We start from the raw sequence: 26,104 nt of genomic DNA on the forward strand, positions 1-26,104 counted from the left end.
AGGAGCGTGCCGTGTCTACGGTGGTCGGAGCGGTCCTCATGCTCGGCATTCTGGTGTCGGCGCTCGCGCTGTACCAGGTGAACGTGGTTCCCGACGAGAATCAGGCGGTGGAGTACGAGCACAATCAGCAGACTCAAAGTCAGCTACAGGACCTGCGGAATACGGTCGTCTCCATTCCTGGTGGTGGCAGTGGCGGTGCTGATTCGGTCAGTCTCGGCACGAGTTATCCGCCTCGATCGATGACCGTCAACCCGCCACCGTCATCAGGAACCCTGGCGTCGGAATCCCTCGGCGAAATAACCATCGAGAATGCGACCTCGATCGATGGCGACGAGGTACCGATCGAAAACTGGTCGCGTGAAACCTACGGGCTCACGTACACGCCAGGATACAACGAGTATCGAAATGCCCCGACGACGGTTCTCGAGCACGGATTTTTGTACAATCACCATTCGAACAATGCGACCATTCCGATAGGAGATCAGATCGTGATCGACGGTGACGAGATCACGATTATAACGATGACCGGGAATCTTTCTATCTCGAGCAGTTCCACGGTCTCAGTACAAACGCGGGCGTTCAGTACGTCATCGAATACCGTAAGTATCAACCAAACCGATGAAAGCAATCCGATTACGATTACTCTGCCGACAACGAACTACGAAGCCTGGAACGATAGTCTTCGAGAGTCAGATTCTGTCCTCGAAGGTAGCATTGAGGAAGCCGGGACAACCGATCAACCAGCAATCCGATTTCAGCTAGTGAATCAATCGTATTCGCTCCAGATGGCTGAAGTCGGGATCGGGGACGCGACTCGAGCAGACGCCGTTGATCGCGTGTCCTACATGACCGTCGTCGACGAGTTCGCACCAACAGCAATTGTCGAGGTCCGGGATGTGCTCAACAACCCCGTGCGGAACGTCGAAATTACGAACGAGGGCGATGGTATCCTCAGATCGACATCGACTGGGAGTGACGGTCAGGTACGGATCGACGAACTCGAGGCTGGTGATACCGTGAAATTGTCGATCGATGGCTCAGATGTCGATATCGAATTCGAGGTGAGGGCTGGGAGTGGAAGCGGTGGAGAGGGTGACGGCGCGTCGCCGGCATACTGGGTCGATTGGCAGGATCCGTCCGGTCAAGATAGTGTTGACGAGGGCGAATGTAACGAGAACGCCTGTGTCGTGACCGGAAACGAAATCAACCTCACGATGGAGACAGATGACGTTGCAGACGGTGCCAGGGTAGAGTTCTCCGTCAACAACACCAGCGTTGGAACCGTTTCCCCGAATACAGGATGGACTGATTCTGCCGGTACGAATACGACCACGTTTACCGTCAGCGACGTTGCGGAAGACGGTGATAGCGTCAAAGTGTTCACCTCGAGCGGGAGTGATGGGGACACAATTACGCTGACGATCAGCAGGGAGGCAGATGGGGCACTAACCTTCAATGACCAGTCGGTTCAACCAGAGGGTGCAGTTGAGGTCGAAGGCGTCTGGTTCTCCAATACCCACAACGGTGATGCGACGGTCGTTATCGAAAACTCGACTGAGACGGTGATCGGGGAACGAACAGTCGATGCTAACGGTGACTACAGTATTGAGGTTGATCATGACTCGTTTGACTCTGATGAGGAGCTCACTGCGATCCTTTACGAAAACGAAAACCGTACAAACGAACTCGAAAGGGACACTGCAGCAGTTGTGGTCAACTCAACATCACAGTTCGAGTCAGTTTCAGTAGTGGTGGAAGAACACCAGAATCAGGGTCTTGAATCAGCCACATTTTCATACAACCTATCTGAAGAAGCCACTGTTGAGTTCAGAATTCTTGATGAAAATGGCGAGTTTATTAAATCGGTTCAGAACAGTGGTTCCTCAGCTGGTTCTGTAACTATTAGTCTCAATGGGAACAATCGTGAAACCCGACCCTATCTGCTTGAAGCGGAAATAATCGACACAGGGGAAGTATGTAGTCGTATGATTGAAAACAGCGATGGTGAAGGGCCGTTCGATATTTGTGACTAATATATAGTACTGGCTACTTCCACTGTGTTCGGCATTCGTCGAAACCACGAACGACAATATCATGTATCCTCACCTGTAGCGTTCTCCTATGACATCCGTCGGTATCGACGCCGTCGAAATCTGGACGGGCAACCTCAAACTCGACTTGCCCGGCACCTTCGCCCCGCAGAAGGGCGAGGACCCCGAAAAGTACACTAAAGGGCTGGGACTCAACGCCTCCTCGTTCCCCGACAGCTACGAGGACATCGTCACCATGGGCGCCAACGCCGCCTACCGCCTCATGGACCGCAAGGGCCTCGAGCCCGACGACATCGGCCGGATCGACGTCGCCACCGAGAGCGCCTTCGACAACTCCAAGCCGGTTTCGACGTACGTCGCAGGCTGTCTCGAGCAGGTGTTCGAGGGCGACTTCCACCACGCGAACAAGGGCGAGCGGAAGTTCGCCTGCATCGCCGGCACCCAGAGCCTCGACGACGCGTACAACTGGATCCGTGCGGATCGACACCGCGGCCGCTCGGCCATCGTCATCGCCACCGACACGGCGCTGTACGCCCGTGGCGACGCCGGCGAGGCGACCCAGGGCGCGGGCGCGGTCGCCATGCTCATCAGCGAGGATCCCAACCTGGTCGAACTCTCGGCCGAACAGGGCTTCGGGTCGGCCGACGAGACCGACTTCCTCAAACCCAACCAGCAGTTCCCGAGCGTCGACGGCAAGCGCTCTGTGCAGGTCTACCTCGCCCGCATGCGCGAGGCGCTGATCGACTACCAGCGTGTGGCCGGCGAGATCACGGTCGACGACTTCCAGTACGCACCGTTCCACACGCCGTTCCCGGGTATGGTCCGGAAGGCCGCCCTGCTGGCGTACCGTCACATCACCCGCGACACGGAGATCGAAGAGGAACTGGCCGAGGAGATCGGCCGCCAGCCTCGCGAGGAGGCCTTCGAGAACGAGGAGGCGTTCACCGACGCAATCCGGGAGTACATGGACGGGCTGAAGCGCACCGAGCGCTACCAGGCGTGGTACGCCGAGACCATTGATCCGACGCTGACGATCGCTCGAGACGTCGGCAACTGGTACACCGGCTCGGTCCACGTCGCCCGTGCGAGCGCGCTGAAACACGCTGCCGAGAACGACCGCGACATGGTCGGCGAGCAACTCCTGGTCGGCTCCTACGGGAGCGGTGCCCAGGCCGAAATTCACACCGAGACCGTCCAGGAAAACTGGCTCGAGGAGATCGAGGCGCTGAACGTCGACGAGCAACTCGAGTCGCGCTACGACATCGACTGGGACGACTACGAGGAGATCCACGACGCCCACAACCACGAAATGGACGTCGACATCGAGCCGCTGACGACCCCCGAGGGCGAGTTCGCCTTCGACGGCTGGGGCCGGATGGGCGAGCGGAAGTATCGGTACGTCGAGTGATTCAGCGGGAAACTCGAGCGGACGGCGGGAAAGAGATGCGTTGATAACCCCGTGCTCCGAACCCGCACGTAACGTGTCTGGGACCGAACCCTGCGGCCGGGAAGCGGTGGGGCCGACCGACTTTTCAATCACCGGAGACACACCTGTGCTACCATGAACGGAACACGCACCACGGGGAGTCCGTACGCTCCTCACACGGACGACGATACGGCGGCGATGCTCGAGGCGGTAGGCGCCGACTCCGTCGACGACCTGTTCGACATTCCGTCGGCGGTATGGTTCGACGACGAGTTCGGAATCGATGCACGAACCGAACGCGAGGCGCGCCAGCTGGTCCGCCAGACGTTCGAGCGAAACGACGACCTTGTCGAGTTACTGGGCCGGGGCCACTACGGCTACTACGTGCCGTCGCTGGTCGATCACCTCGCGGATCGATCTGAGTTTCTGACCTCCTACACGCAGTACCAGCCCGAGGTCTCCCAGGGCTTCCTGCAGGCGCTGTTCGAGTACCAGTCGCTACTCGTCGAACTCACCGGCCTCGAGATTGCGAACTGTTCGATGTACGACGCGGCGACGGCTCTGGGGGAGGCGGCGACGCTCGCGGATCGCGTTCGAGACACCTCGGGCCACCGTGTCCTTGTTCCGGACCTCCTGCTCGAGGGACGGCGGAGCACCCTCGAGAACTACGTCGCCGGCACGGACCTCGAGGTCGAGACGTACCCGACTGACGACAGCACCGTGGACGTCGAGGCTCTCACGGATACCATCGACGAGGAGGTCGTCCTGTGCTACGTCGAGAACCCCACCGTTCGCGGCACGATCGAGGAACGCCTCGCGGAGATCGGCGACCTCGCCCACGAGCACGACGCGCTGTACGTGCTGGGTTCGGATCCCGTCGCACTCTCGTTGCTCCAGCGGCCGGCCGACGTGGGTGCGGACGTCGTCGTCGGTGATGCGAGCGTGCTCGGGTTGCCGACGAGTTACGGCATGGGGCTGGGACTGTTCGCGACCCGAGAGAGCTACCTTCGACAGGTTCCGGGACGACTGGTCGGGGTTAGCGAGGACGCAACCGATCGTCGGGCGTTCACGCTCACCCTCCAGACCCGCGAGCAGCACATCCGTCGTGAGCGAGCGACGAGCAACATCTGTACGAACCAGGCGTGGGTCGCCCTGCGGACCGCGATGCACGCCGCCTCGCTCGGTCCCACCGGACTGGTCGACCTCGCAAAACGCGACGTGACGAGAGCCAAGGAGTTCGCCGCACGCATCGACGACCTCGACGGCACCACGGCGCCCGTCGACGACCGCCACCACCTCCGCGAGTTCGTCGTCCACGTCGATCAGCCCGCCCGGGTGATCGCGAACGACCTCGAGGAGCGCGGCTTCGCGGTGCACGTCGTCGGCGAGCACGAACTGCAGGTCTGTGTCGCGGGCGTCTCGGACGAGCAACTCGATGCGTTCGTCGAGGCGTTCACGGAGGTGCTTCGATGAGCGACCAGGGGCGGAGAGGAGAGCAGGGACGGGAACGAGAGCAGGAACAGGGAGAGAGACAGGGCCGACGGTACGACCAGGCCCGATACGTCAGCAACGGCCACTACGAACCGCTCCTCTCGGAGAAAGACAGCACTCGCGTCGACGTCGGCGACGACTCGCCGCTGCCGGACGACCTGACGCGCGATTCGCTCGAGTTCCCGGAACTCTCCGAACCGGAACTCGCGCGTCACTACACGCGTCTCTCCCAGATGATCTACGGGATCGACAGCGGGCCGTACCCGCTGGGGTCGTGTACGATGAAGTACAACCCGAAGTTCACAGAGGACGTCGCCGCCCTCGACGCTGCAGCGGTCCACCCCGACCGCTCTGCGGGGTCGATCCAGGGGACCCTCGAGTTGTGCTACCGACTGCAGGACTACCTCGCGCGAATCGGCGGGATGGACGCTGTGACGCTCCAGCCGCCGGCCGGCGCCGCGGGCGAGTTCGTCGGCATTCGGGTCGCCAGCGCCTACCACGAGCACAACGGGGACGACCAGCGAGACGAGGTGATCGTTCCCGAGAGCGCCCACGGGACGAACTTCGCGACCGCATCGTTGGGCGGGTACGACGTCGTCACGCTCCCGAGCGACGACGGCGGCCGCGTCGACCTCGAGGCCCTCGAGGCCGCCCTCTCCGAGCGAACGGCGGCGCTCATGCTGACGAACCCGAACACCCTCGGGTTATTCGAGCGCAACATTACCGAAATCGCCGAGATGGTCCACGACGTCGGCGGTCTGCTGTACTACGACGGCGCGAACCTCAACGCCCTCCTCGGTCGAGCCCGTCCGGGGGACATGGGCTTCGACGTGATGCACTACAACGTCCACAAGACGTTCGCGACGCCTCACGGCGGCGGCGGTCCGGGGGCCGGGCCGGTCGGCGTCGTCGACGAACTGGCGCCGTTCCTGCCCGAGCCTCGGGTTCGCTTACGCGAGCGTGAGCGTGGGGACGAGGGAGAGAGCGAGGGCGACGGGGAGGACGAAAGCGAGTACGAACTGTTCGCCCCCGAACACTCGATCGGCCACGTTCACGGCTTCCAGGGCAACTGGCTCGTCCTGGTCAAGGCGTTCGCCTACATCGCCCGACTCGGAGACGAGGGACTGCTCGACGCGAGCGCGAAGGCCGTCCTCAACGCGAATTACCTCGCCAGTCAGATCGACTACGAGGTTCCCTACGGTCCCTTCCACCACGAGTTCGTCGCCAGCGCGGGCGACCAGGACGCGGCCGACGTCGCCAGACGGATGCTCGACTTCGGCGTCCACCCGCCGACGACGAAGTGGCCCGAGATCGTCCCGCAGGCGCTGATGACCGAACCGACCGAGGTCGAGAGCAAGGAAACGCTCGACACCCTCGCGAAGGCCTTCCAGCAGGCGGCGGCCTCGAGCGACGACGAACTCGAGTCCGCGCCCAACCGAACCGCCGTGGGCCGGATCGATCAGACGAGCGCGGCGCGAAACCCGCGGCTCTCCTGGCAGGCGCTCGAGGATACGGACTCGGGCGAGGACTCAGCCTAACGTCTGCAGAACTTTTCGCTGGGCCGCCGCGAGGTGTTCGCCGAACGTCGACCGCGTGATCCCGAGCGCGTCGGCGACGTCGCCGGCGTTCGACTCGCGGGGATACTCGAAGTACCCCATCTCGTGGGCCGTCTCGAGCACTTCCCGTTGTCGGGCGGTCAGGGAATCGACCTCGAGGACCAGTGGTCCGTTATCGTCGCCGTCACCCCCAGAGCGAAGCAGTCGCCGTACGCGGACGTCTCCGAACCGGTCCTGAAGGTCCGACATGAGTTCCGAAAACCCAGTCTGATCGTCGACGTAGCAGGTGACTAGCAGCGATCCGTTCTCCGCGCTGATGTCCGAGACCGGCCAGCCGAGTTCCTCGATGCGATCACAGACGCACGGCGACACCGCCGACCGAGTGAATCGATAGACGGCGTGCGAATCGAGGTCGAAAATTCGGTCGGCGTCCTCGACTGCGTCGTACGTCTCGAGGTCGACGGCAGCGTCGCTCGCGATGGTAAATTCCTCGTCGACGTGCGGCCCCATGTTTCGCCCGGATGCCCGCGTCACGGTCTCGACGGGGGTGCCGGTCGTTTCGGAGGCTGCAGCGACCGGACAGGTCAACGGCGTCCGGACGTCGATCTCGACGCGGATCGTCTCGTTCATAGGTACCCGTCGTACTACGGGTCGAAGAGTTTCGGTGCGAACACGTTCGGGTTGCTCCCCGTTGCTCGTACTCCGCCTCTCCCCTCGCAGTCCGTTCGATTGGACCCCGCTCAATCGGCGTTGGTCGGCCTCGAGGGCGCCGAGGGAACGCTCGTCGGGTCGTCCCACGGCAACGTGCCGTCGTACCCCGCAGGTACGTACGGACACAGCGGGTCGCTCTCGAGGGGGTCGCCGGTGTAGGCGTAGGCTCGAGAGCGACTCCCGCCGCAGACCGTTCGGAACTCGCAGGCCCCGCACTTTCCGCGCAGTCGATCGCGATCGCGGAGGGATCGAAACAGCGTCGAGTCACGATAGATGGCAGTAATCGGTTCCTCGCGGACGTTACCGGCGGACGCCGAGAGGAAGCCAGACGGGTAGACCTCGCCGACGTGGCTGACGAACGCGAAGCCGTCGCCGGCGACGATTCCGCTTCGGCGTCGGAGGCCGTCAGCATCGACCGTACCGTCGTCCGATTCCCGTCGCTCTTGCAGACGAACGCGTCGGTACTGTGGCGCCTCGGTGGTCTTGACTCCGAACGGTTCGCTGTCGCTGACCTCGCCCAACCACAACATGACCGCGTCGGCTTCCTCGGGGGAAATCGGCTCGAGGATTCGCCCGCGTCCGACGGGGACGAGGAAAAAGACGCTCCACATGACGACGCCGAGGTCGGCGAGCAAGTCTCTGATCGCCGGGAGTTCGTCGACGGTCTGTCGGCAGACGGTCGTGTTGATCTGGACGGGAACGTCGGCCGCGCGGGCGTCCTTCATCGCCCGAATCGTCTCCTCGAAGATTCCCGCCTCGCCCCGGAAGGCGTCGTGGCTCTCGGGGGTCGCGCCGTCGAGGCTGAGCGCCATTCGTCGAAGTCCTGCCTCGGAGAGCGCCTCAATGCGGTCTCTCGTGACCGACCGGGTTCCGCTCGGCGTGATCGTCATCCGTAGACCGAGGTCGGTTCCGTACTTGACCAGCTCCGGGACGTCGTCACGGACCAGCGGGTCGCCGCCCGAGAGCACCACGAGCTGGCCCTCTCCGAAGTCGCTCGCGTCCTCGAGCAGTCGCTTTCCCTCGGCAGTCGTCAACTCGTCGGGGTGGCGCTCCGGTTGGGCGTCGGCCCGGCAGTGGGTGCACGCGAGCGCGCAAGCCTGGGTCAGTTCCCAGATCAGCACGAACGGGCGTTTCGACGTGTCGATCGATCGGCGAGCGGGTGGCGCTGGCATGGATACTCACCCGCCGTTGGCGACGTCGCCTACAAAGGGGCGGTTCTCGTTCTCGGGACGCGAGAACGCCGCCCGAAGACGTTCGCAACGAGGGATATATCCCCGAAAACCCAACCGCGAACGAACACGATGGTCGAACCTGCACGTCGCGAGCGAGTGGCGGGGAATAGTCGCGGAACGCCTCTTCCCCAGTGGGAGGTCTTCCTTCGGGAGGACCGAGACGAGCGCCTTCATCACGTCGGCAGCGTTTCGGCAACGAGCGCCGAGGAGGCCGTCGGCAACGCCTCCCGGCTCTTCGGTCGGTACGCCGCGGACCTCTGGGTGTGCCCGGCCGAGGCGGTCGAGCGGTACTCGACGCGCCCGCTGTCCACTGCCTCCGACTCGCCGGACGAGGCGCCGGGCCAGGAGGGTTCGCCCGAACCTCGCGTTTCCATGGAAAGGGGCGAAGTCCCGCAGGTGAATGACTCGTGATTTCGATCAGCAAGCTCCTCTGTGACCTGGACGCCGAGGGCGACGGACTGCGCTACGACGCCGCCGACGGCTCGAGCAAGCCCCAGATCACGACCGGAAAGCAGCGCCGTCCGGTCGTCGTCTGGAACGCGACGCGACGCTGTAATCTCCACTGCGCGCACTGTTACGCGGCGGCCGAAACCGAGCCTGCGGCGGGCGAGTTCTCGACGATCGAAGCCCGACGATTCCTCGAGCAGTTGGCCGACTACGACGTCCCCGTCGTGCTCTTCTCCGGCGGCGAACCGCTCGTCAGGCCGGACCTCCCCGAACTCGTCGCGTACGCCGCGGACCTCGGGCTCCGGCCCGTTCTCTCGACGAACGGGACGCTCATCACGCCCGAAAAGGCGGCTCGACTCGAGGTGGCCGGGCTACAGTACGCCGGCATCTCCGTCGACGGACTCCCGGAGCGCAACGACGCGTTCCGCGGGAAAGAGGGGGCCTTCGACGCCGCTGTTCGAGGAATCGAGGCCTGTCAGTCGGCCGGGCTCAAGACCGGACTACGGTATACGATCACCGAGGCGAACGCCGCCGACCTCGAGGGCGTCGTCGACTTGCTGACCGACATAGGGGTCGATCGGTTCTGCTTCTACCACCTCGATTACGGCGGGCGCGGCGCCGACATCACCGACATCGACCTCAGTCCCGAAGCGACCCGTGACGCGGTCAGGCGACTCTGCGATCTGACGCTCGAGTACCACGACCGCGGCGAGGAGATCGAGACGCTGTTAGTCGGCAACTACGTCGACGCGCCCTTCCTCGTCGAGTACGCTGCCGACCGCTTCGGCCCCGAAAAAGCCGAGACCGTCTACCGCTACCTCGAGCGAAACGGGGGCGACCCGACGGGCGAGCGCATCGCGGACGTCGACTACGAGGGCAACGTCCACCTGACCCAGTTCTGGCAGGGCTACAGCCTGGGTAACGTTCGCGACCGGCCGTTCGGCGACATCTGGGACGACGAGACGAATCCGTTGCTCGCCGACCTTCGAGCGCGCGAGGAATACCTCATTGGGCGGTGTTCGACGTGCCAGTATCGGTCGATCTGTCGCGGTGGGTCCCGATTGCGGGCGCTCTCCAGTGAGTCCCTCTTCGGCCCCGATCCGCAGTGTTATCTCACAGAAACCGAACGTCACGGCGAGTTGCCGATCGCTCGTCGATAGCCATATTAGAAACTCGCCAGGGGCACGGTGGGGCCTCGAGGCGGGCCTCGTGCGCAGACGGGTCGCGTTACTCGTAGGGGGTGAACGACCCGTTGATGTCCCACTCGTGAATACAGTGGGGGTGACCGCGGTCGCTATCGGGTGCGTGTTGCCAGGCGGACTGGGCGTCGTCCCAGCGCTCCGTCCGGCCACAGCGTTCGCATACCCGCATCGTTGGTTTCTGCATCTGGACGCTCATTGCCCACGATGAGAACGCTGTGCATATAACAGTAGCTGTGACCGGCAAGTGCTGCCCACCCGCACGTCGTGCGCTCTCGATTTGCCGTTCTCCTCGCTCGAGACCGCTTTGGGAAGGCGCTGAGCGATCAGTACACCGCGTCGACGATCTCCTGATCGAGTCGCTCGAACGACTCGAGGTACTCGCGTCGCTCCTCGCGCAGGGTCTCGAGTTCGCCGTCGTAATCGTCGACGTAGTCGGCGACGCGGAACGCCTCGACGTCCATCCCGGGTACGTTCGCGGGGACGTCGAGGCCGAGTTGCTCGTCCCGGGTCCACTCGACGGTCCCTCGTGCGAGTTCGGTCAGGATCGTCACGGATTCGGTGACGCCGACGTCCTTCGAGCTCGCGTCGGGGTAGCCGACCGTGCCCGTGTTCACGACGTAGCACTCGAGGTCGAGCGAGGCGACCAGCTCTCGCAGACGGTTCCCCTCCTCGCCTTCCGGACCGATGATGAACGGATTCGTCCCCACGACCCGGATGCGCTCGCCGGCGCGGTCGGGGTCGCCGGCGCTCGTCTCGATCGATTCGCCCAGCATGAACGCGACCGCCGCCTGTTCGTCGTCGAGTCTGGCGACCGGCGGCATCAGCGGGTTCCGGGTGATGAAGAAGAGCTGATCGACGTCCTCGAGGTCGATGTCCTCGCTGGCGCTGGGAAGTTCCGACCGACGGATGACGGCACGACCGTTCTTCGTGTATCGGTCGTCCTCGAAGTCGACCGTTCCGTCTTCGTCGACGACGACGTTCTCGAGCGCTGCGGATTCGTCGGTGACTGCGGCGTGTATTCCCGGTTGCTCGTCGGCGTCCAGGCCGTGCGTCTTCACGTAGAGGCCGCCGCCCTCGCTGCCGGCGACTGATCCATCGGGGAGGAGTGCACAGACGTCGTCCTGAACCATGACCGCCTCCTCGGGGGCCTCGAGCCAGCAGCCGTGGGCCGTGAGCGTCGATTTTCCGGTCGCGGAGAGCCCCATGAAGAGTTGGCCGACGGTCTCGAGGTCGGGGTCGGCGTCGGCGTCGGTTCCGTCCTCGCGTTCCAGGTGGTTTTCGGATTCAGCACTGTCGTCGCCTGCCGCTCGAGCCACACGAACGCGCTTGCTGCCGGCGTGCAGACCGAGGCCGCCGAGTCGTTTCGCCCTGTGCATAAACAGCCGGAGGAACGACTTCTTCGCTTCGCCGGTGTAGTCGCTGCCGACGACGGCGGTGAAGCCGTCATCGGGAAGAATACGGATCGCAGTTTCGTCGGCGTCCGGAACCTGTACCGTGACGAAGTCCGGGTCGCGACCGTCGGTCGGCTCGAACAGCATCGCCCAGGCGTGAGCGATTCGCGCGTACTCGACCGGGACGTACAGTCGGCAGCAAAACGTCGCCTCCGGGTGCGTGCCGACGAGTCGGTCGACACAGAGCATCGCGCGGTTCTCGACGGCCTCGGTCGCCCGGTCGATGACGGCGTAATCCGCCTCCCCGAAGTCGTCGTCGACGGCGTTTTTCGTCCGGTCGGCGCTCCGGGACCGGAACTTGCTCACGTAGGACGCGGAGCCGAACTCGGTCGTCGTTTCGACGGCGGCGGCGAGTTCGCGGAGTCCGGCGATCAGGTCGTCGTCGGTGCGGTGGGTCGGCGGTTCCGCGACCGACGTCGAGCGCACCGGGCCGTAGTACTGGACGTTCGAGGCGTGCTTCGGATCGGCCAGGGACTCGCGGACGTGACGCGGCTGCGTCCCGGTTTCGGACATACTAGGAAGAACCACCGCTCTGATACATAAATCCGGAGGATTTGCCAGCCGGTATGCCTCCCGTTTCCACGACCCGATTCAGTAGCCCGGTTTTGCGCTCGCTGATCCCGATTACCTGGCTCATAATCCACCGAAATCCACTGTTTGAACGGTGATATATACTCTAAATTTACTCGAGGTCGAAACAATGTATCTTCCACGGGTGAGCGGCCCGGACCGACAGAGCAAAGGTCGAACCCGAAGACGCCACGCACGGAACATGATCACGTTCGTCAACTTGCTGGTTCGCGACGACGACCTCAGTCACGAGGAGTTCTGTGAGCGCTGGCTGGGCGACCACACCGACCTCGCGTCTGACCTCCCCGGCCTCGAGCGGTACGTCACGTCGACGCCGACCGATCCCTCGAAGTCGGCCTACGACGGCATCGTTCGGCTGACGTTCGCCGACGGTGCGGCGATGGCCGCCGCGTTCGAGTCCGAGGTGGGCCAGGAGGTGCAGGCCGACGCGGCGACGTTCGCCGACATGGAAGCGAGCGAGACGATGGTCGTCGAGGAGACCGTCCACGTCGCCGAGACGGCACTCCCCTCGGAGAACTCGGAGGACGACTGAGTCGACCACCATGGACGACACGCACTCCACGCAGACGACCGCCGACCGCGTCGTCGACACGCTCGAGGCGCTCGACGTCGAGTACGTCTTCGGCTATCCTGGCGGCCGTCTCATCGAGGTGTTCGAGACCATCGGCCACCGGGACACCGACGTGACGGTCGTCCGCCCGCGCGACGAGCGCGAGGCGAGCGTCATGGCCGAAGCCTACGGCCGAATGACCGGCTCTCCTGCCGTCCTGGCTGGACAGGGGCCCTGGATCGGCAGTCTCGGCGCCATCGGCCAGATGGAGGCCAGGCTCGGCTCCTCGCCGATGGTCGTGCTCACCGAGGCCTCCGAACGCGGCGACTACTCCACGCTCGCGCCCTACCAGCAGTCCCGTGGTGACTACGGCGGCCTCTCGCTGCCGAAGATTCTCGACGGCGTGACCAAGGAGTGGTGGTTCCCGCGCACCCCGCCGGAAACCGTCCGCACGGTCCAGCTCGCGTTCAAGCACGCGACCGCCGGTCGGAACGGCCCCTGCGCCGTCATCTTCGACGGCTCGGCAATTACGGACGACCTACCCGGGGACGTCACGCCCGGTCTCTGGGACGACGAGACGCAGGTCAGAAACTGGGAGTCGAGACCGACGGACCGCGACGTCGAGGCCGCCGCGGACGCGCTCGCGAGTGCCGACCGACCGGTCATCCTGGCCGGTAACGGTGTCCACGCGAGCGCCGGCGGCACCGAATCCGACGAACCCGACGCCTACGACCGACTCGAGGCCGTGGCCGACGCCTACGACGCCGTCGTCGCCACTTCCTATTTAGGTAAGTCGACGATCGCCGAGACACACGAGCGCGCGGCGGGCGTCATCGGCTCGTTCGGCCACGAGGGGGCGAACCGCGTCGTCAGCGAGGCGGACGTCCTGCTCGTCGTCGGCTGTCGGATGAACCCGATGGACACGAACTGGCAGGCCGAGTCGTTCATCCGCCCCGAGGAACAGACGATTATCCACGCCGACGTCGACTCGCGAAACGCCGGCTGGGTCTACCCGGCCGACGTCGGCCTGATCGGCGACGCCGGCGAAACGCTCGGCACGCTGCTCGAGGCGAGCGAGGGCCGCGACGCCGAAAACGACTGGGCGCTCGAGCGAGCGGCCGAAGCGCGTGAGGACTTCCACGCTCCGGCGTGCGACGACGAATCGACGCCGATCAAACCCCAGCGAGTGTGCAAGGCGATCGAAGCAGTCGTCGACGAGGACACGGTCGTCACCGCAGACTCCGGGAACAACCGCTTCTGGCTCCTCAACTACCTCAAGACTGAGACGACGGGAAGCTACTACGGGAGTGGCGGCGTCGGCGCGATGGGCTGGGCGGCGCCCGCTGCCGTCACCGGCGCCCTCCTTGGCAAAGACGCCATCTGCGTCGCCGGCGACGGCGGCTTCGCCATGACCATGACGGCCCTCGAGACCGCCGTGGACTGCGACGTCGCGCCGACGTTCGTCGTCCTCAACGACACCTCGCTCGGCATGGTTCGCCAGATGGACGACGCTATTCCCGGCGCGCATTTCCACGACACGGACTTCGTTGGCGTGGCGAAGGCGCTCGGCGGCGACGGCGTCCGGGTTACCGACCCCGCGACCCTCGAGGACGCCATCGCAGACGCGAAGGCTGCGTCGGTGCCGACGGTCGTCGACGTGCGGATCGACCCCGACGAGGAGATGGCCGACCAGCTCTCCTCGTCCTTTTACGACGAGGTCGGCGGCCTCCACGAATAGTTCGTCGGAACGATAGCTTCGCGAACGTATTTATCCGATGATCACTACTCCTCGGTGATGGCACACCTCGAGCGGCTCTCCGTCTACCCGATCAAGTCACTCGATCCCGTTTCCGTGGATGCGGCCCGGATCGGTAAACACGGAGCGCTCGAGTGGGACCGACGGTACGCGATCGTCGACGAGTCGGACGCGTACGTCAACGGGAAGCGCGAGCGGGCGATCCACCGCCTGGGTACCGAGTACGACCTCGAGCGGAAGACGGTCACGATCGGCGAGCGAGGCGGTGAGGCGCGGACCTACCACCTCGACGTCGACCGGAATTCCCTCGAGTCGTGGCTCACGGACTTCTTCGGCTACCGCGTCCAGGTCGTCTGCGACGACGAGGGCGGGTTCCCGGACGACACCGACGCCTCCGGGCCGACGGTCATCAGCACGGGGACGCTCGAGGCCGTCGCCGACTGGTACGAGGGCATCGACGTCGACGAGATGCGTCGGCGGCTGCGGGCGAACCTCGAGGTCAGCGCCGACGAGGCGTTCTGGGAGGACCGCCTGTACGATCGGCCGGGTCGAGCGGTCGCGTTCGAACTCGGCGAGGCGACGCTTCTGGGAATCAACCCCTGCCAGCGCTGCGTCGTGCCGACGCGTGATCCGGACACGGGAGAAGACACCCCTGGCTTTCGCGGGACGTTCGTCGAACGCCGGGAAGCGACGCTCCCGCCGTGGTCCGGTTCGGACTGGTTCGACCACTATTTCCGACTCATGGTCAACACGAAGGTTCCCGACGACCAGTGGGAAACCACCCTTTCGGTCGGCGACGACGTGCGCGTCGGCGAATCGACTCGAGTCCCCGGTACGTAGCCGAGCGGCGGTTGCTTTCGCGCGCCCACCTGCCCGGTCGTCCGACTCGGATCGGCCGTTACCGTGCTCTCGAGGCTCTTCCGTTCGCTTCAGGGCGATTTGCCTGCTCTCGGCCGCTCGGATCACACGCTCGACCCGCGCCAGCATGTCAGAACGCTTTTCCCGTCTACGATGGAGATTCGTGATAATGTCTGCGGACACAGTACTCGTCACGGGTGGCACGGGATTCATCGGTTCGTACGTCGTCGAGGACCTGGTCGAAGCGGGTCACGACGTCGTCGTGTTCGACCTCTCGACCGATCCGCGGATCCTCGAGAAACTCGGCGTCGCCGACGACGTCGAGATTCGCCGCGGGGACGTCTCCGAGGTGACCGACGTCATCGGCGCCGTTCGCGAGACCGGTGCGACGCACATCGTCCACCTCGCCGCGCTGCTGACGACCACCGCGCGCGAGAACCCGCGCGCGGCGATGAACGTCAACATCGAGGGGACGAACAACGTCTTCGAGGCCGCTCGAATCCTCGACGACCAGGTCGAGCGCGTCGTCTGGGCGTCCTCGGCCGCGGTGTACGCGCCGCCGACGAACTACACGGAAAACGACGGCTGGGTCACCGAGGACGACCTCGTCTACCCCGACACGCTCTACGGAGCGACCAAGGAGTACAACGAACACCAGGCGCGGGTCTACTACGAGGACCACGGCGTCTCCCACGTCGCGCTCCGCCCGACGGTCGCCTACGGCCCCTACCGCGAGACCGGGGGCTCCGCGTTCCTGGCGAACATCATCGAGAAGCCCGCCCTCGAGGAATCGTTCAGCGTGGAATACGGCGACCAGGTGATCGACTGGCAGTACGTCCGCGACATCGCCCAGGCGTTCCGCAAGGCGACGTTCGCCCCCGACGAGCGTCTCTCCCGTCGCGTCTACAACGTTCGCGGGACCGTGGCGACCATCCGCAAGGCCGCCGAGACGGTCGAATCTATCGTCCCCGACGCCGACCTCGAGGTGTCTGACGAGGGCGAACTCCCGTGGACGCAGAAGCTCGACATGACTGCCGCGAAGGACGACCTGGGGTACGACCCCGAGTACGACCTCGAGACCGGGTTCCGGGAGTACATCGACGTGTTGCGGGCCGAAAACGGTCTCGAGCCCCTCTGATCGAGCGACCTCGAGCCCCTCTAATCGGACGACAGCGAGCCCCTCTGATCGAGCGACCTCGAGCCCCTCTAATCGGACGACAGCGAGCCCCTCTGATCGGACGACAACGAGCGACGGCCTATTCGCGTTTCGCGACGCGCTGATTTTCAATTCTGGTATTTTGAGCCAAAAGGCAAAGAGGCCACCCCGTCATCCGGTCGCATGGCTATCGGTCTCGATATCGGAACGGGGGCCCTCCGGTCGGCGAGAGACGACGGCTCGGAGACGGTCGTCACGAGTCAACCGGCTGCGGTGTTCCCGCTCGAGGACGGCGTGGACGGCGCAGATGTACCGGAGGAAGAACAATCGGAACTGTCGTTCGAACACGACGGAACGACGTACCTCGTCGGGACGGCGGCTCGTTCAGCCGCCCGAGCGAACGGCACCGAACCGGTCCCGCTGTTCACGAACGGAACGCTCGAGCACGAGTGGTGCGCCCGCGGCCTCGAGACGCTCGTGGCCGCCGTCCTGCACGGATCGGACGCGGCGGAGTGCTGGTACACGACGCCGGGAACGCTCGTCGAAACGGACGGAACTTCGGCCGAGGTGCGAGAAACGGTCGCGGCCGCCGTCGCCGAGTGCGTCGACGAGGCGACGCCGATCGGCAAGGGCTTCGCCGTCGTCTACGATCAACTCGACGAGGACAACTACACGGGGCTGGGCGTCTGCATCGAGTCCCAGACGACGAGCGTCGGCCTGTCGTACTACGGCGTCCCGGTGCTCACCTGCTCGCTCGCACGGGGGAGCGACTGGCTCGTCGAGCGCGCCGCCGCCCAGACCGATCACGCTCCCGACCAGATCGCTTCGATCCTCGAGGGCTTCACGCTCGATCCGAGTGCGGCGACCGGCGACGTCGAGAGCGCCCTCGCACGGGCCCACGATGAACTGGTGGCCGACCTGATCGCCCTGATACGCGCTCGAGCTGGCGACGCCGACTTCCAGCGAGGACTCAGCGTCCCCGTCGCCGTCGCCGGGGACCAGGCGGTCGTTGGAATCGAGTTCCTCCTCGGTGGCCGGTTCGACGCCGCGTCGCTCCCGTTCTCGATTCGAGGCGTTCGCCTCGCCGAGAACCCTGCCGAGAGCCCGGTCCGAGGCGCGCTCGAGGCCGCCAGAGACGGCGTCGTCGCGTACGAGGGAGTCCTCTGGGGCCACGATCACCACTCCGGCCAGTCGAACGCGGCAGTCGACGCCTCGTCGCCCTCGCCTGATGCGGAGGCGGGAGGAGGTGCGAGCGCGTCGTCCGATGGAGCCGGTACCGATGCCGATACCACGCTCTCGTTCGACGACGCGGCCAGCCAGACCGAGCGCGCTCGAAGCGACGACGCCATCACGCAACTGTTCGAGCGCCTGGGCTCGAGAGACGACGAGATCGATGCAGTGGTCGGCGATCTCGAGGCCCTCGAGTCGTCAGTTTCGGCGATGGACTCGTCGATCTCGACGATCGATGAGACCGTCGAGGCGGTCACGACCGACGTCGAGTCGCTCGCCGACGGCCTCGAGGACGTCTCCGACACCAGCGCGACGACCGGGGACGTCGACGCGCTCGAGACCCGCCTCGAGGACGTTTCGGGTGACCTCGAGTCGACGACCGAAGCGGTGGAGTCGACCAGTTCGGCGGTCCAGGCGCTCGCCGACGACCTCGAATCCGTCGAATCGGCAATCGACGCTCGCGCGACGCAGGCTTCGCTGACGGCCGTCGAGGACGACGTGAAATCGACGCTGGTAACGGTTCGTCGACTCGAGCAAACCGTCGAATCGGTCGCCGAGACGGCGGACGAACTCGAGGCGGACCTCTCGGCGCTCGAATCCGACACCGACGAGCAGTTCTCGGACGCGGCCCAGGATCGCGACGGACTCGCCGACAGCGTCTCGGCCCTCGAAGAGGAGGTCCACGCACTCGAGCAAGACCTGTACTCTCTCGAGGAGGCGGTCCCCTCGGACGACGCGTTCGAGACCGTCCGATCGGACGTCGATGCCGCCACCGCGGCGGCCGAGTCGGTGACGTCCGAACTCGAGCACGTCACCCAGAGAGTCGACGCCGTCGAGACCACACTGGAGGACCACGAGACGGCGATTCGCGACGTCGAGGCGGAAGTCGACGAACAGGCGGCGTCCGTTCGCGAGATGGAAGTCGTTCTCGAGGATCAGGCGACAGCACTCGAGTCCCAGTCCGACGACCTCGAGACGACCCGAGACGCCGTCGCCGCCCTCGAAAACGAGGTATCGAGCCTCGACGACGCAGTCTCCGCGCTCGAGGCCGACGCCTCCGAACGCGACGATCGGATCGAGACGGTCGACGAGCGCACGGTGGCTGCACTCGAGCGCGTCGAATCGATCGAGTCGTCGCTCGAGGAGCGAACGTCCACACTCGCAAACCGCCTCGCGGACGTCGAATCCTCGGTCGATTCGGGAGCCACGGTGACCGAACAGATCGACGCACTGGCCGACGAACGAGAGGGCCAGTTGGACCGATTCGAGGCCATCGAAAACCAGCAGTCGGCCCAGGCCGACCGCCTCGAGACACTCGCGTCGGCGGTCGACGACCTCGACGTGCAGTCCGAGGAATCGAAACCGACCGAGAACGCCGACCTCGTTTGGATCGTAGCCGTCGGTGGCGGCAGCGCCGGCGTCGTCGCCGGCGGAACGGTGGCGATGTCGGGTGCGACGCCAGTGGGTCTGGCGGCCGTCGTTCTCGGACTCGCTGCGCTCGCGTTCGCGTTCGTGGCGGGCGAGCGGATCTGAATTCCTTTCGTCGGTCGCTCCCCACGGACCTGATTCCACGTACTGATCGACGACGTGCCTCTTTTGCTGCGCCGGACTCCGCCACCGGGTCGGAGGCATACGCCTGCTCGAGAACTGCCGCGCCAAGTGGAGAACCGTTCTCCTCACGCCGCCGACCCAAAATCGCCACGAGAAACGGCGACGAGGACAACGTTTATCCCGCTCATGCCCGATGTTTGCACTAGTCATGGCCGAGGAACCAGATACCGACGAGGGAACCGAACTCGAGGCACGGTTAGCCGAGGGGGAGACCTACGAGCCGCCGTCGTCGTTCGTCGAGCAAGCGAACGTGAGCGATCCGGGGATTTACGAGGAGTTCGAGGAGAACTGGCCGGGGTGCTGGGAGCGCGCTGCGGACCTGCTCTCCTGGAACCAGGAGTACGATACCGTCCTCGAGGACGACGACGCGCCGTTCTATCGGTGGTTCACCGGCGGCGAGTTGAATGCCTCCTACAACTGTCTCGACCGCCACGTCGAGGACGGCGCGAAGAATCGGGCGGCGATCAAGTGGGAGGGCGAACTCGGGGAAACTCGAACGTACACCTACAGCGACCTGTTGCACGAGGTCGAAGCCTTTGCAGCCAGTCTCCGAGAGCTAGGCGTCGAGGAGGACGACGTCGTCACGCTCTACCTGCCGATGATCCCCGAACTCCCCATCGCGATGCTCGCGTGTGCCCGCATCGGCGCACCTCACTCGGTGGTGTTCGCGGGCTTCTCAGCCGACGCACTCGCGACCCGGATGAACGCCGCCGACAGCGAGTACCTCGTCACTTGCGACGGCTACTACCGCCGCGGCGATCCGCTGAACCACAAGGAGAAGGCGGATAAGGGACTTCGCGGCGTCGATCACGACGTCGAGACGGTCGTCGTCGACCGTCTCGGGGACGAACTGAACCACTTCCTCGGTGCCAGCGCCCACGATTACGATGAACTGGTCGGCGAACACGAGGGCGAATCGGTCGACCCGGTCTCGCGCGATGCAGAGGACATGCTGTTCCTGATGTACACCTCGGGTACGACCGGCCAACCCAAAGGGGTGAAACACACCACGGGGGGCTATCTGTCCTATGCCGCCTGGACCTCCCACGCGGTGCTGGACGTCAAACCCGAAGACACCTACTGGTGTGCGGCGGACATCGGCTGGATCACGGGTCACTCCTACATCGTCTACGGCCCGCTCGCACTGGGCACGACGACGATGATGTACGAGGGCACCCCGGATTACCCCGAGAAGGACCGCCTCTGGGAACTGGTCGAGAAGAACGATGTCGACATCTTCTACACCGCGCCCACCGCCATCCGGGCGTTCATGAAGTGGGGCAAGCAGTACCCAGAAGAACACGACCTCTCGAGTCTGCGCCTTCTGGGCACCGTGGGCGAACCGATCAACCCCCGCGCCTGGCAGTGGTACTACGACCACATCGGCGACGGCGAGTGTCCCATCGTCGACACCTGGTGGCAGACCGAGACGGGCGGCATGATGATCACTACTCTGCCCGGCGTCGGGGAGATGAAACCCGGTTCCGCGGGGCCGCCACTCCCCGGCATCGACGCCCGAATCGTCGACGCCAGCGGCGATCAGGTCGAGGCGGGGAACGCCGGCTATCTCACCGTGAATAACCCGTGGCCCGGGATGCTCAGAACGCTCTACAACAACGACGAGCGCTTCCTCTCGGAATACTGGCAGGAGTACTCCGACGAAGAGAGCGACGAGTGGGTGTACTTCCCCGAAGACGGCGCGAAAATCGACGACGACGGCTACATCACCATCCTCGGACGCGTCGACGACGTCATCAACGTCTCCGGGCACCGCCTGGGGACGATGGAAATCGAGAGCGCCATCGTCGGCGTCGAGGGCGTCGCCGAAGCCGCCGTCGTCGGCGGCGACCACGACATCAAGGGCGAAGCCGTCTACGCCTACGTCATCCTCGAGGACGATGCCGACGCGACCGACTCGATGCGCGACCAGATCGTCGAGGGGGTAGAAGACGCTATCGGGCCCATCGCCCGGCCCGAAGAGGTCATCGTCACGCCCGAACTCCCCAAAACCCGGTCGGGCAAGATCATGCGCCGCCTGCTCGAGGACATCGCCTCGGGCAACGAACTCGGCGATACCTCGACGCTCCGGAATCCGGACGTCGTCGAGGACATCGCTGCCCAGGTTGGGGACGACTGAGGCGCAGGTCGGGCACGGGACCTAGTAAACAGGTTTATTATTTATCCGCCTGAACGTCAGGGTGCTATGGCAGACGAAGCAGAACTCCGCGAGCAGTTCACCGAGGCGTTCGAAGGCGCAGACTACCCCATCTCGAGTCCGATGGACCTCGTACCCGCCCTGCCGAACGGGCCGGGAACGAAGTTCGAGTCCGGTGACTTCTCGATGACGGCGATGGAACTGAACACGAAGCTCTCGGGCGGTGACTTCCCCTACGAGAACGTCGACTCGTTCGTCGACGACGTTATGCAGCAGCTCAAGGAGAAGGACGAGATCTAATCGATCGGACGACGTCGATACCGAGCGTTCGGCGATAGAACAGCCGCTCGAGCGGGTGCTGACGTACTAAGATTTTCTGTTCACCGCGTGTGAAAACTGGCGATGTCCTCGTTCCCACAGGACGGACACGTACTCGACGGCGAGTCGACGCCGGTTCCACACCGCCGACACTCGTAAATCGTTCCACGTTCTGACCCGGTAAACAGCAGTGATTTGACGGTCTCTATCATCCCATCCCCACTCACACGTCAGACGGATCCAGTATAAGTCACGGCGATCGTTCGTATCGCGTGAACGGAATATGCAACTGGATAAACCGCAACACGGCGGCTACGTCGCGTCGCTACGCTGTAGTCGGGCGAGAATCGAGCGTAGCGAACCATTTATCCACCCGGGTTGCCAACGGACTAACAAGAACGGGGGGACTCGAAATGGTACAGTCGACACGGACGGTTCGTTCGTGCGTCCATGCTACCGTTGAGGAGTCGACGCTGTCCCTCGAGAACCCCGCTCACCCTCTCCGACGGGCGCATATCATCTGATAGCGTATCCGGCTACCGTCACTGGAGGAGGCGTACGCACCGACCGATTGCCGTTGCAGGACCCACGGCCGTGATCCGACTATGTCGACCAGCACCGATTCACACGCAGTCCTCATCGCCTCATCGGCGGACGCCGAGGCGCTCGTCGACGAACTCGCGGACGGTCTCGACCGTCCGGTACGAACCGTCACCTCGAGCGAGGCGTGTCGTCGACTCCTCGAGGACGGCGCCGAACAGTTTCCGGTGGTCGTCGTCTGTGCTCGTGACGAGTCGTGGGTTCGGTCGATACTCGAGACGCTGACGGACGGAATCGATCGGCGACGAACGATCGTCGTCTCCCCGGAGGGGTCCGACCGGCTCGCGACCGCCGCGATCCGGGGCGGTGCCGACGATTACGTTCCCACAGCGTCACTCGGGGCGATCGACGACCGGGTAGAGATCCACTGGGAGCGCGCTCTCGAGGACACCGGTTCGCCCCGACCCGTCACGACCGCTGCCGAGTTGCTCGCGACGACGTTACCCGACGAGGTCTTCGTGATCGGGGCGGACGGAACCTACCTCGACGCGAACGTTCGACCAGATGCAGCCGACCTCTACACCGTCGCTTCGACGGAATTCGTCGGACAGACGTTGTGGGACGCGTTTCCGGACCCGCAGGCGAATCGCTTACACGAGGCGGTCACGGCAGCCCTCGAGAACGACGCCATCGAACACGTCGAGTACGAGACGAACACGACCGAAGGCGTTCGGCTGTACGAGGCGCGAGTCGCCCCGATCGACCTGCGTTCGGCCGATCAGCGGGCCGTTATCTGGCTGGCGCGCGACGTCACCGAACGGGCGAATAGGGAGGAAGCGCTTCGACAGCGCCGGGATCAACTCGAGTTGCTCAACCGGATCAACGCCGTCGTTCGGCGCATCATCGAGACGCTCGTCGAAGCGCCGACGCAATCGGCCGTCGAGGACGCCGTCTGCGAGCAACTCGTCGCCTCCGATCTCTACTGCGGGGCGTGGATCTCTCGGCCCTCCGGGAACGACGACGTGGTCTACCAGACGGGGTGTGGCGACGTCGAGTCCTATCTCGAACGAATTCAGGGGCTCGACCTCGACCCGGACCCCGACCGCCCCATCGTCCGTGCAATGCGGGAGAACACGATTCAGTCGAGGAACGACCTGTCGGAAAGGGCGAAACTCCCCGATCCCCTCAGAGAGGCCGCCCGCGAACACGGCATCGAATCGGCGCTGGCGGTCCCGCTCGCCCACGGTGACAGCGTGTACGGCGTGCTGGCCGTGCTGGCTCGTCGAGCGGACGCCTTCGGCGAGCGCGAGGAGTCCGCCTTTCGACTCCTCGGCGAGACGATCGGCTTCGCCATCAACGCGATCAAGAACCGTCGGCTGCTGTTTGCCGACGCCGTGACGGTCCTCGAGTTCCGGATCGAGGGTGGCGACTCGTTCTCGTTCGACCTCTCAGAGCAGTACGACTGTACGTGTACCCTCGAGTGGTCGGGGGCGACGGCCGCCGGTCGAACTTACCAGTACGTGACGGTCGAGGGACTCGACGGGGGGACGGTGTACGACGAGGCGTCCGCCCACCCCACCGTCGAGGAGTGTCGGCTGATCCACGACGGCGACAACCAGGCGACGATCGAGATCCGGCTCTCGGAGTCCGCGGTTCGAACGCTCACCGGATACGGGGCGACAGTGCGCGACGTTACCGTCGAGGACGGCGTCGGGTACCTGACGGCCGAGGTCTCCCGGGAGACCGATACGCGAGAGATCGTCGAGGCGATGAAGCGGGTCTACGCACAGACCGAACTCGTCTCCAAACGCGAGGCCGACAGGCCGGTGATGACCGCTCGCGACAGACGCAATCGAATTACCGACCGACTCACGGATCGTCAGCTCACGGCGCTCCGACTGGCGTACTACGGCGGGTACTTCGACTGGCCGCGGGGAAGTACGGGCGAGGAAATCGCCGAATCGATGGGCATCGCCGCGCCGACGATGCATCAGCACCTCCGGCGGGGCTTACAGGAAATCCTTCGGGATTTCTTCGACGAGGACGGGACCGACTAGGCGGAGCCCCCTCCCCCGACCTCGATAACTGGAGGCTACTGTACGCCTCGGCCTCGAGCACCACGTTACTGTTCGTCCCCAGCCTCGAGCACCGGAACCACGACGGAATCGATCCCCCCGGAGGCGATGGCGTCGGCAACCGCGTCGAGTTCGCCGTCCAGCACGCGGTCGTCCTCGAGCGGCGGGACGAACTGCCCGACGTGTTCGTAGAGCGCCCCGGTTCCGTTCCCGAGGGCGGCGGCCGTCGCCGCCCGATCGGCCGTCGGCGCGAGGACGTCGACGTCCTCGGCGTTGCCGACGTAGTCGGCCGCCTGCGTCGCACAGACCGCCTCGGTCGCCACGATCCGACGGACGTTCTCGAGCACTCGTCGGGCGTTCAGCGCCGACTGCGAACTCATACTGACGTGGTCCTCCTGGCCGCCGCTGACCGGCGTGTTGTCGCTCGAGGCCGCGCCGATGGAGCGGCACTCGTTGAGCAGGGCGGCGGCGGTGTACTGGGCGATCATGTAGCCCGATTGCAGGCCGCTCTCGGGGGCGAGAAACGGCGGCAGGTGGTCCTCCTGGAGGTTCGGATTGAGGATGCGATCGATCCGGCGCTCGGCGATGGCTCCCAGGTCGGTCAGCGCGAGGCGGGCGTACTCGAGACGTAAGGCGAGGGGCTGGCCGTGGAAGTTTCCCCCGGAGATGACGGCCGCGCGGTCGGTTCCGGAGGCGCGGTCGTCCGCGTCCTCAGCAGAGAAGACGAGCGGATTGTCGGTCGCGCTGTTGAGCTCGACCGTCACGGCCTCCCGGAGGTGGGCGACCGCGTCGCGGACGGCCCCGTGGACCTGCGGGAGACACCGCAGGGAGTAGGCGTCCTGGACGCGGTCGCAGTTTCGGTGGGCCTCGACGACGTCGCTGTCGGCCGTCAGCGCGCGAACCGCCGCGGCGCTTCGTTGCTGGCCCACGTGGGGCCGCACGTCGTGAATGGCCGCGTCGGACGTGGCCGTCGTTCCCAGCGTCACCTCCGTCGTGAGCGCGCCTGCGGCGTCCGCGGCTCGGAGCAGCCGCTCGCCGTCGACGACGAGCATCGCCGCGAGTCCGACCGTCAGCTGGGTGCCGTTGATCAGCGCCAACCCCTCCTTCGGCGCGAGCGACAGGGGCTCGCGCCCGACCGCCTCGAGGGCCACCTCGCCGTCGACGCGCATCGGCCCCTCGTCGTCCCGGAGGATGGCTTCGCCCTCCCCGATGAGGACCAGCGAGAGGTGGGCGAGCGGCGCGAGGTCGCCACTGGCGCCGAGGCTGCCGCGAGAGCGGACGACCGGCTGGACGTCCTCGTTGAGCAGCGTCACGAGATGATCGACGACGACCTCGCGCACGCCAGAGTAGCCCGCGACTAACGCGTTGACCCGCGAGACCATCATCGCCCGAACTTCCTCGCGGGTACACTCTCGACCCGCACCGGCGGCGTGGCTCCGCAGGAGGTTGGTCTGGAGGCGTTCGATCTGGTCCGGTGGGATCCGTTCGTCGACCAGTTCGCCGAAGCCCGTGTTGAGGCCGTAGACGGGTTCGCCGCTCTCGATCACGTCCTCGACGCGCTCGCGGGAGACGCGAACGCGCTCGCGGGCGTCCGTCGTGATCGTAACCGGGGCGCCGTCTCGAGCGACGGCGACGACGTCCTCGGGGGTGAGCGATCGGCCGTCGAGTTCGACGGGGCCGCTGTCGTCGTCAGTCAT

The 26,104-nt window shown here is 65.1% G+C and carries 19 protein-coding genes; 14 read left to right on the top strand and 5 right to left on the bottom strand.

The window, feature by feature from the left end:
- Positions 1–11: 11 nt before the first annotated feature.
- The 4 genes from J1N60_RS11975 to gcvPB all read left to right on the top strand — a co-directional run bounded on the left by J1N60_RS11975 (position 12) and on the right by gcvPB (position 6,506).
- Positions 12–2,033, top strand: coding sequence for a hypothetical protein (locus tag J1N60_RS11975; RefSeq protein ID WP_312907706.1), 2,022 nt, complete (start codon positions 12–14; stop codon positions 2,031–2,033).
- Between the two features lie 88 nt (positions 2,034–2,121).
- Positions 2,122–3,459 (top strand): hydroxymethylglutaryl-CoA synthase, encoded by a 1,338-nt coding sequence (gene hmgB, locus J1N60_RS11980; protein WP_312907707.1) that lies wholly within the window; start codon positions 2,122–2,124, stop codon positions 3,457–3,459.
- Positions 3,460–3,612: 153 nt separating this feature from the next.
- Positions 3,613–4,950: an aminomethyl-transferring glycine dehydrogenase subunit GcvPA gene (gene gcvPA, locus J1N60_RS11985; protein WP_312907708.1), complete on the top strand. Its 1,338-nt coding sequence runs from the start codon at positions 3,613–3,615 to the stop codon at positions 4,948–4,950.
- Complete coding sequence (gene gcvPB, locus J1N60_RS11990) at positions 4,947–6,506, top strand: aminomethyl-transferring glycine dehydrogenase subunit GcvPB (RefSeq protein WP_312907709.1); 1,560 nt, start codon at positions 4,947–4,949, stop codon at positions 6,504–6,506. Before gcvPA ends, gcvPB begins: the two co-directional genes overlap by 4 nt.
- Here the strand turns inward: gcvPB and J1N60_RS11995 are convergent.
- Together J1N60_RS11995 and J1N60_RS12000 are read right to left on the bottom strand one after the other, a co-directional pair.
- Entirely contained in the window at positions 6,498–7,154 is a 657-nt protein-coding gene (locus J1N60_RS11995; RefSeq protein WP_312907710.1) for a helix-turn-helix domain-containing protein, read from the bottom strand. The genes gcvPB and J1N60_RS11995 overlap by 9 nt on opposite strands.
- A gap of 110 nt (positions 7,155–7,264) precedes the next feature.
- The gene (locus tag J1N60_RS12000) at positions 7,265–8,407 is read right to left on the bottom strand and encodes a TIGR04053 family radical SAM/SPASM domain-containing protein (RefSeq protein ID WP_312907712.1); all 1,143 of its coding nucleotides are present in this window, start codon (positions 8,405–8,407) and stop codon (positions 7,265–7,267) included.
- Positions 8,408–8,536: 129 nt separating this feature from the next.
- On the opposite strand from J1N60_RS12000, the gene J1N60_RS12005 reads away from it, so the two are divergent.
- Positions 8,537–8,878 carry an Htur_1727 family rSAM-partnered candidate RiPP gene (locus J1N60_RS12005; RefSeq protein ID WP_312907713.1) on the top strand — a complete coding sequence of 114 codons (342 nt, stop codon included), beginning with the start codon at positions 8,537–8,539 and terminating at the stop codon, positions 8,876–8,878.
- Positions 8,875–10,074: a TIGR04347 family pseudo-SAM/SPASM protein gene (locus J1N60_RS12010; RefSeq protein WP_312907714.1), complete on the top strand. Its 1,200-nt coding sequence runs from the start codon at positions 8,875–8,877 to the stop codon at positions 10,072–10,074. The genes J1N60_RS12005 and J1N60_RS12010 overlap by 4 nt, the downstream gene beginning before the upstream one ends.
- Positions 10,075–10,141: 67 nt before the next feature.
- On the opposite strand, the gene J1N60_RS12015 is transcribed toward J1N60_RS12010, so the two are convergent.
- Positions 10,142–10,312, bottom strand: a complete 171-nt coding sequence (locus tag J1N60_RS12015; RefSeq protein ID WP_312907715.1) for an HEWD family protein — start codon at positions 10,310–10,312, stop codon at positions 10,142–10,144.
- Between the two features lie 127 nt (positions 10,313–10,439).
- Positions 10,440–12,080 (bottom strand): phosphoenolpyruvate carboxykinase (ATP), encoded by a 1,641-nt coding sequence (locus J1N60_RS12020; RefSeq protein WP_312907716.1) that lies wholly within the window; start codon positions 12,078–12,080, stop codon positions 10,440–10,442.
- A gap of 259 nt (positions 12,081–12,339) precedes the next feature.
- Here J1N60_RS12020 and J1N60_RS12025 point away from each other — a divergent pair, with 259 nt between their 5' ends.
- The 8 genes from J1N60_RS12025 to J1N60_RS12060 all read left to right on the top strand — a co-directional run bounded on the left by J1N60_RS12025 (position 12,340) and on the right by J1N60_RS12060 (position 24,389).
- The gene (locus J1N60_RS12025) at positions 12,340–12,690 is read left to right on the top strand and encodes an EthD family reductase (protein ID WP_312912582.1); all 351 of its coding nucleotides are present in this window, start codon (positions 12,340–12,342) and stop codon (positions 12,688–12,690) included.
- A gap of 10 nt (positions 12,691–12,700) precedes the next feature.
- Positions 12,701–14,446 (top strand): thiamine pyrophosphate-binding protein, encoded by a 1,746-nt coding sequence (locus tag J1N60_RS12030; protein ID WP_312907717.1) that lies wholly within the window; start codon positions 12,701–12,703, stop codon positions 14,444–14,446.
- 57 nt (positions 14,447–14,503) lie between these two features.
- Complete coding sequence (locus J1N60_RS12035) at positions 14,504–15,304, top strand: MOSC domain-containing protein (protein ID WP_312907719.1); 801 nt, start codon at positions 14,504–14,506, stop codon at positions 15,302–15,304.
- Positions 15,305–15,491: 187 nt separating this feature from the next.
- The gene (locus J1N60_RS12040; RefSeq protein WP_312907721.1) at positions 15,492–16,460 is read left to right on the top strand and encodes an NAD-dependent epimerase/dehydratase family protein; all 969 of its coding nucleotides are present in this window, start codon (positions 15,492–15,494) and stop codon (positions 16,458–16,460) included.
- Between the two features lie 201 nt (positions 16,461–16,661).
- A complete protein-coding gene (locus J1N60_RS12045) occupies positions 16,662–19,241 on the top strand; it encodes a disk-shape morphogenesis protein volactin (protein WP_312907722.1) in 2,580 nt (859 codons plus the stop codon).
- A gap of 226 nt (positions 19,242–19,467) precedes the next feature.
- Positions 19,468–21,456 carry an acetate--CoA ligase gene (gene acs / locus J1N60_RS12050; protein ID WP_312907724.1) on the top strand — a complete coding sequence of 663 codons (1,989 nt, stop codon included), beginning with the start codon at positions 19,468–19,470 and terminating at the stop codon, positions 21,454–21,456.
- Positions 21,457–21,522: 66 nt separating this feature from the next.
- On the top strand, positions 21,523–21,774 hold the full coding sequence (locus tag J1N60_RS12055; protein ID WP_312907726.1) for an MTH865 family protein: 252 nt from the start codon (positions 21,523–21,525) through the stop codon (positions 21,772–21,774).
- Between the two features lie 623 nt (positions 21,775–22,397).
- Positions 22,398–24,389, top strand: a complete 1,992-nt coding sequence (locus J1N60_RS12060; protein ID WP_312907727.1) for a bacterio-opsin activator domain-containing protein — start codon at positions 22,398–22,400, stop codon at positions 24,387–24,389.
- Positions 24,390–24,454: 65 nt separating this feature from the next.
- On the opposite strand, the gene hutH is transcribed toward J1N60_RS12060, so the two are convergent.
- Entirely contained in the window at positions 24,455–26,104 is a 1,650-nt protein-coding gene (gene hutH, locus J1N60_RS12065; protein ID WP_312912583.1) for a histidine ammonia-lyase, read from the bottom strand.

The organism is Natronosalvus caseinilyticus (assembly GCF_017357105.1).
GTDB lineage: Archaea > Halobacteriota > Halobacteria > Halobacteriales > Natrialbaceae > Natronosalvus > Natronosalvus caseinilyticus.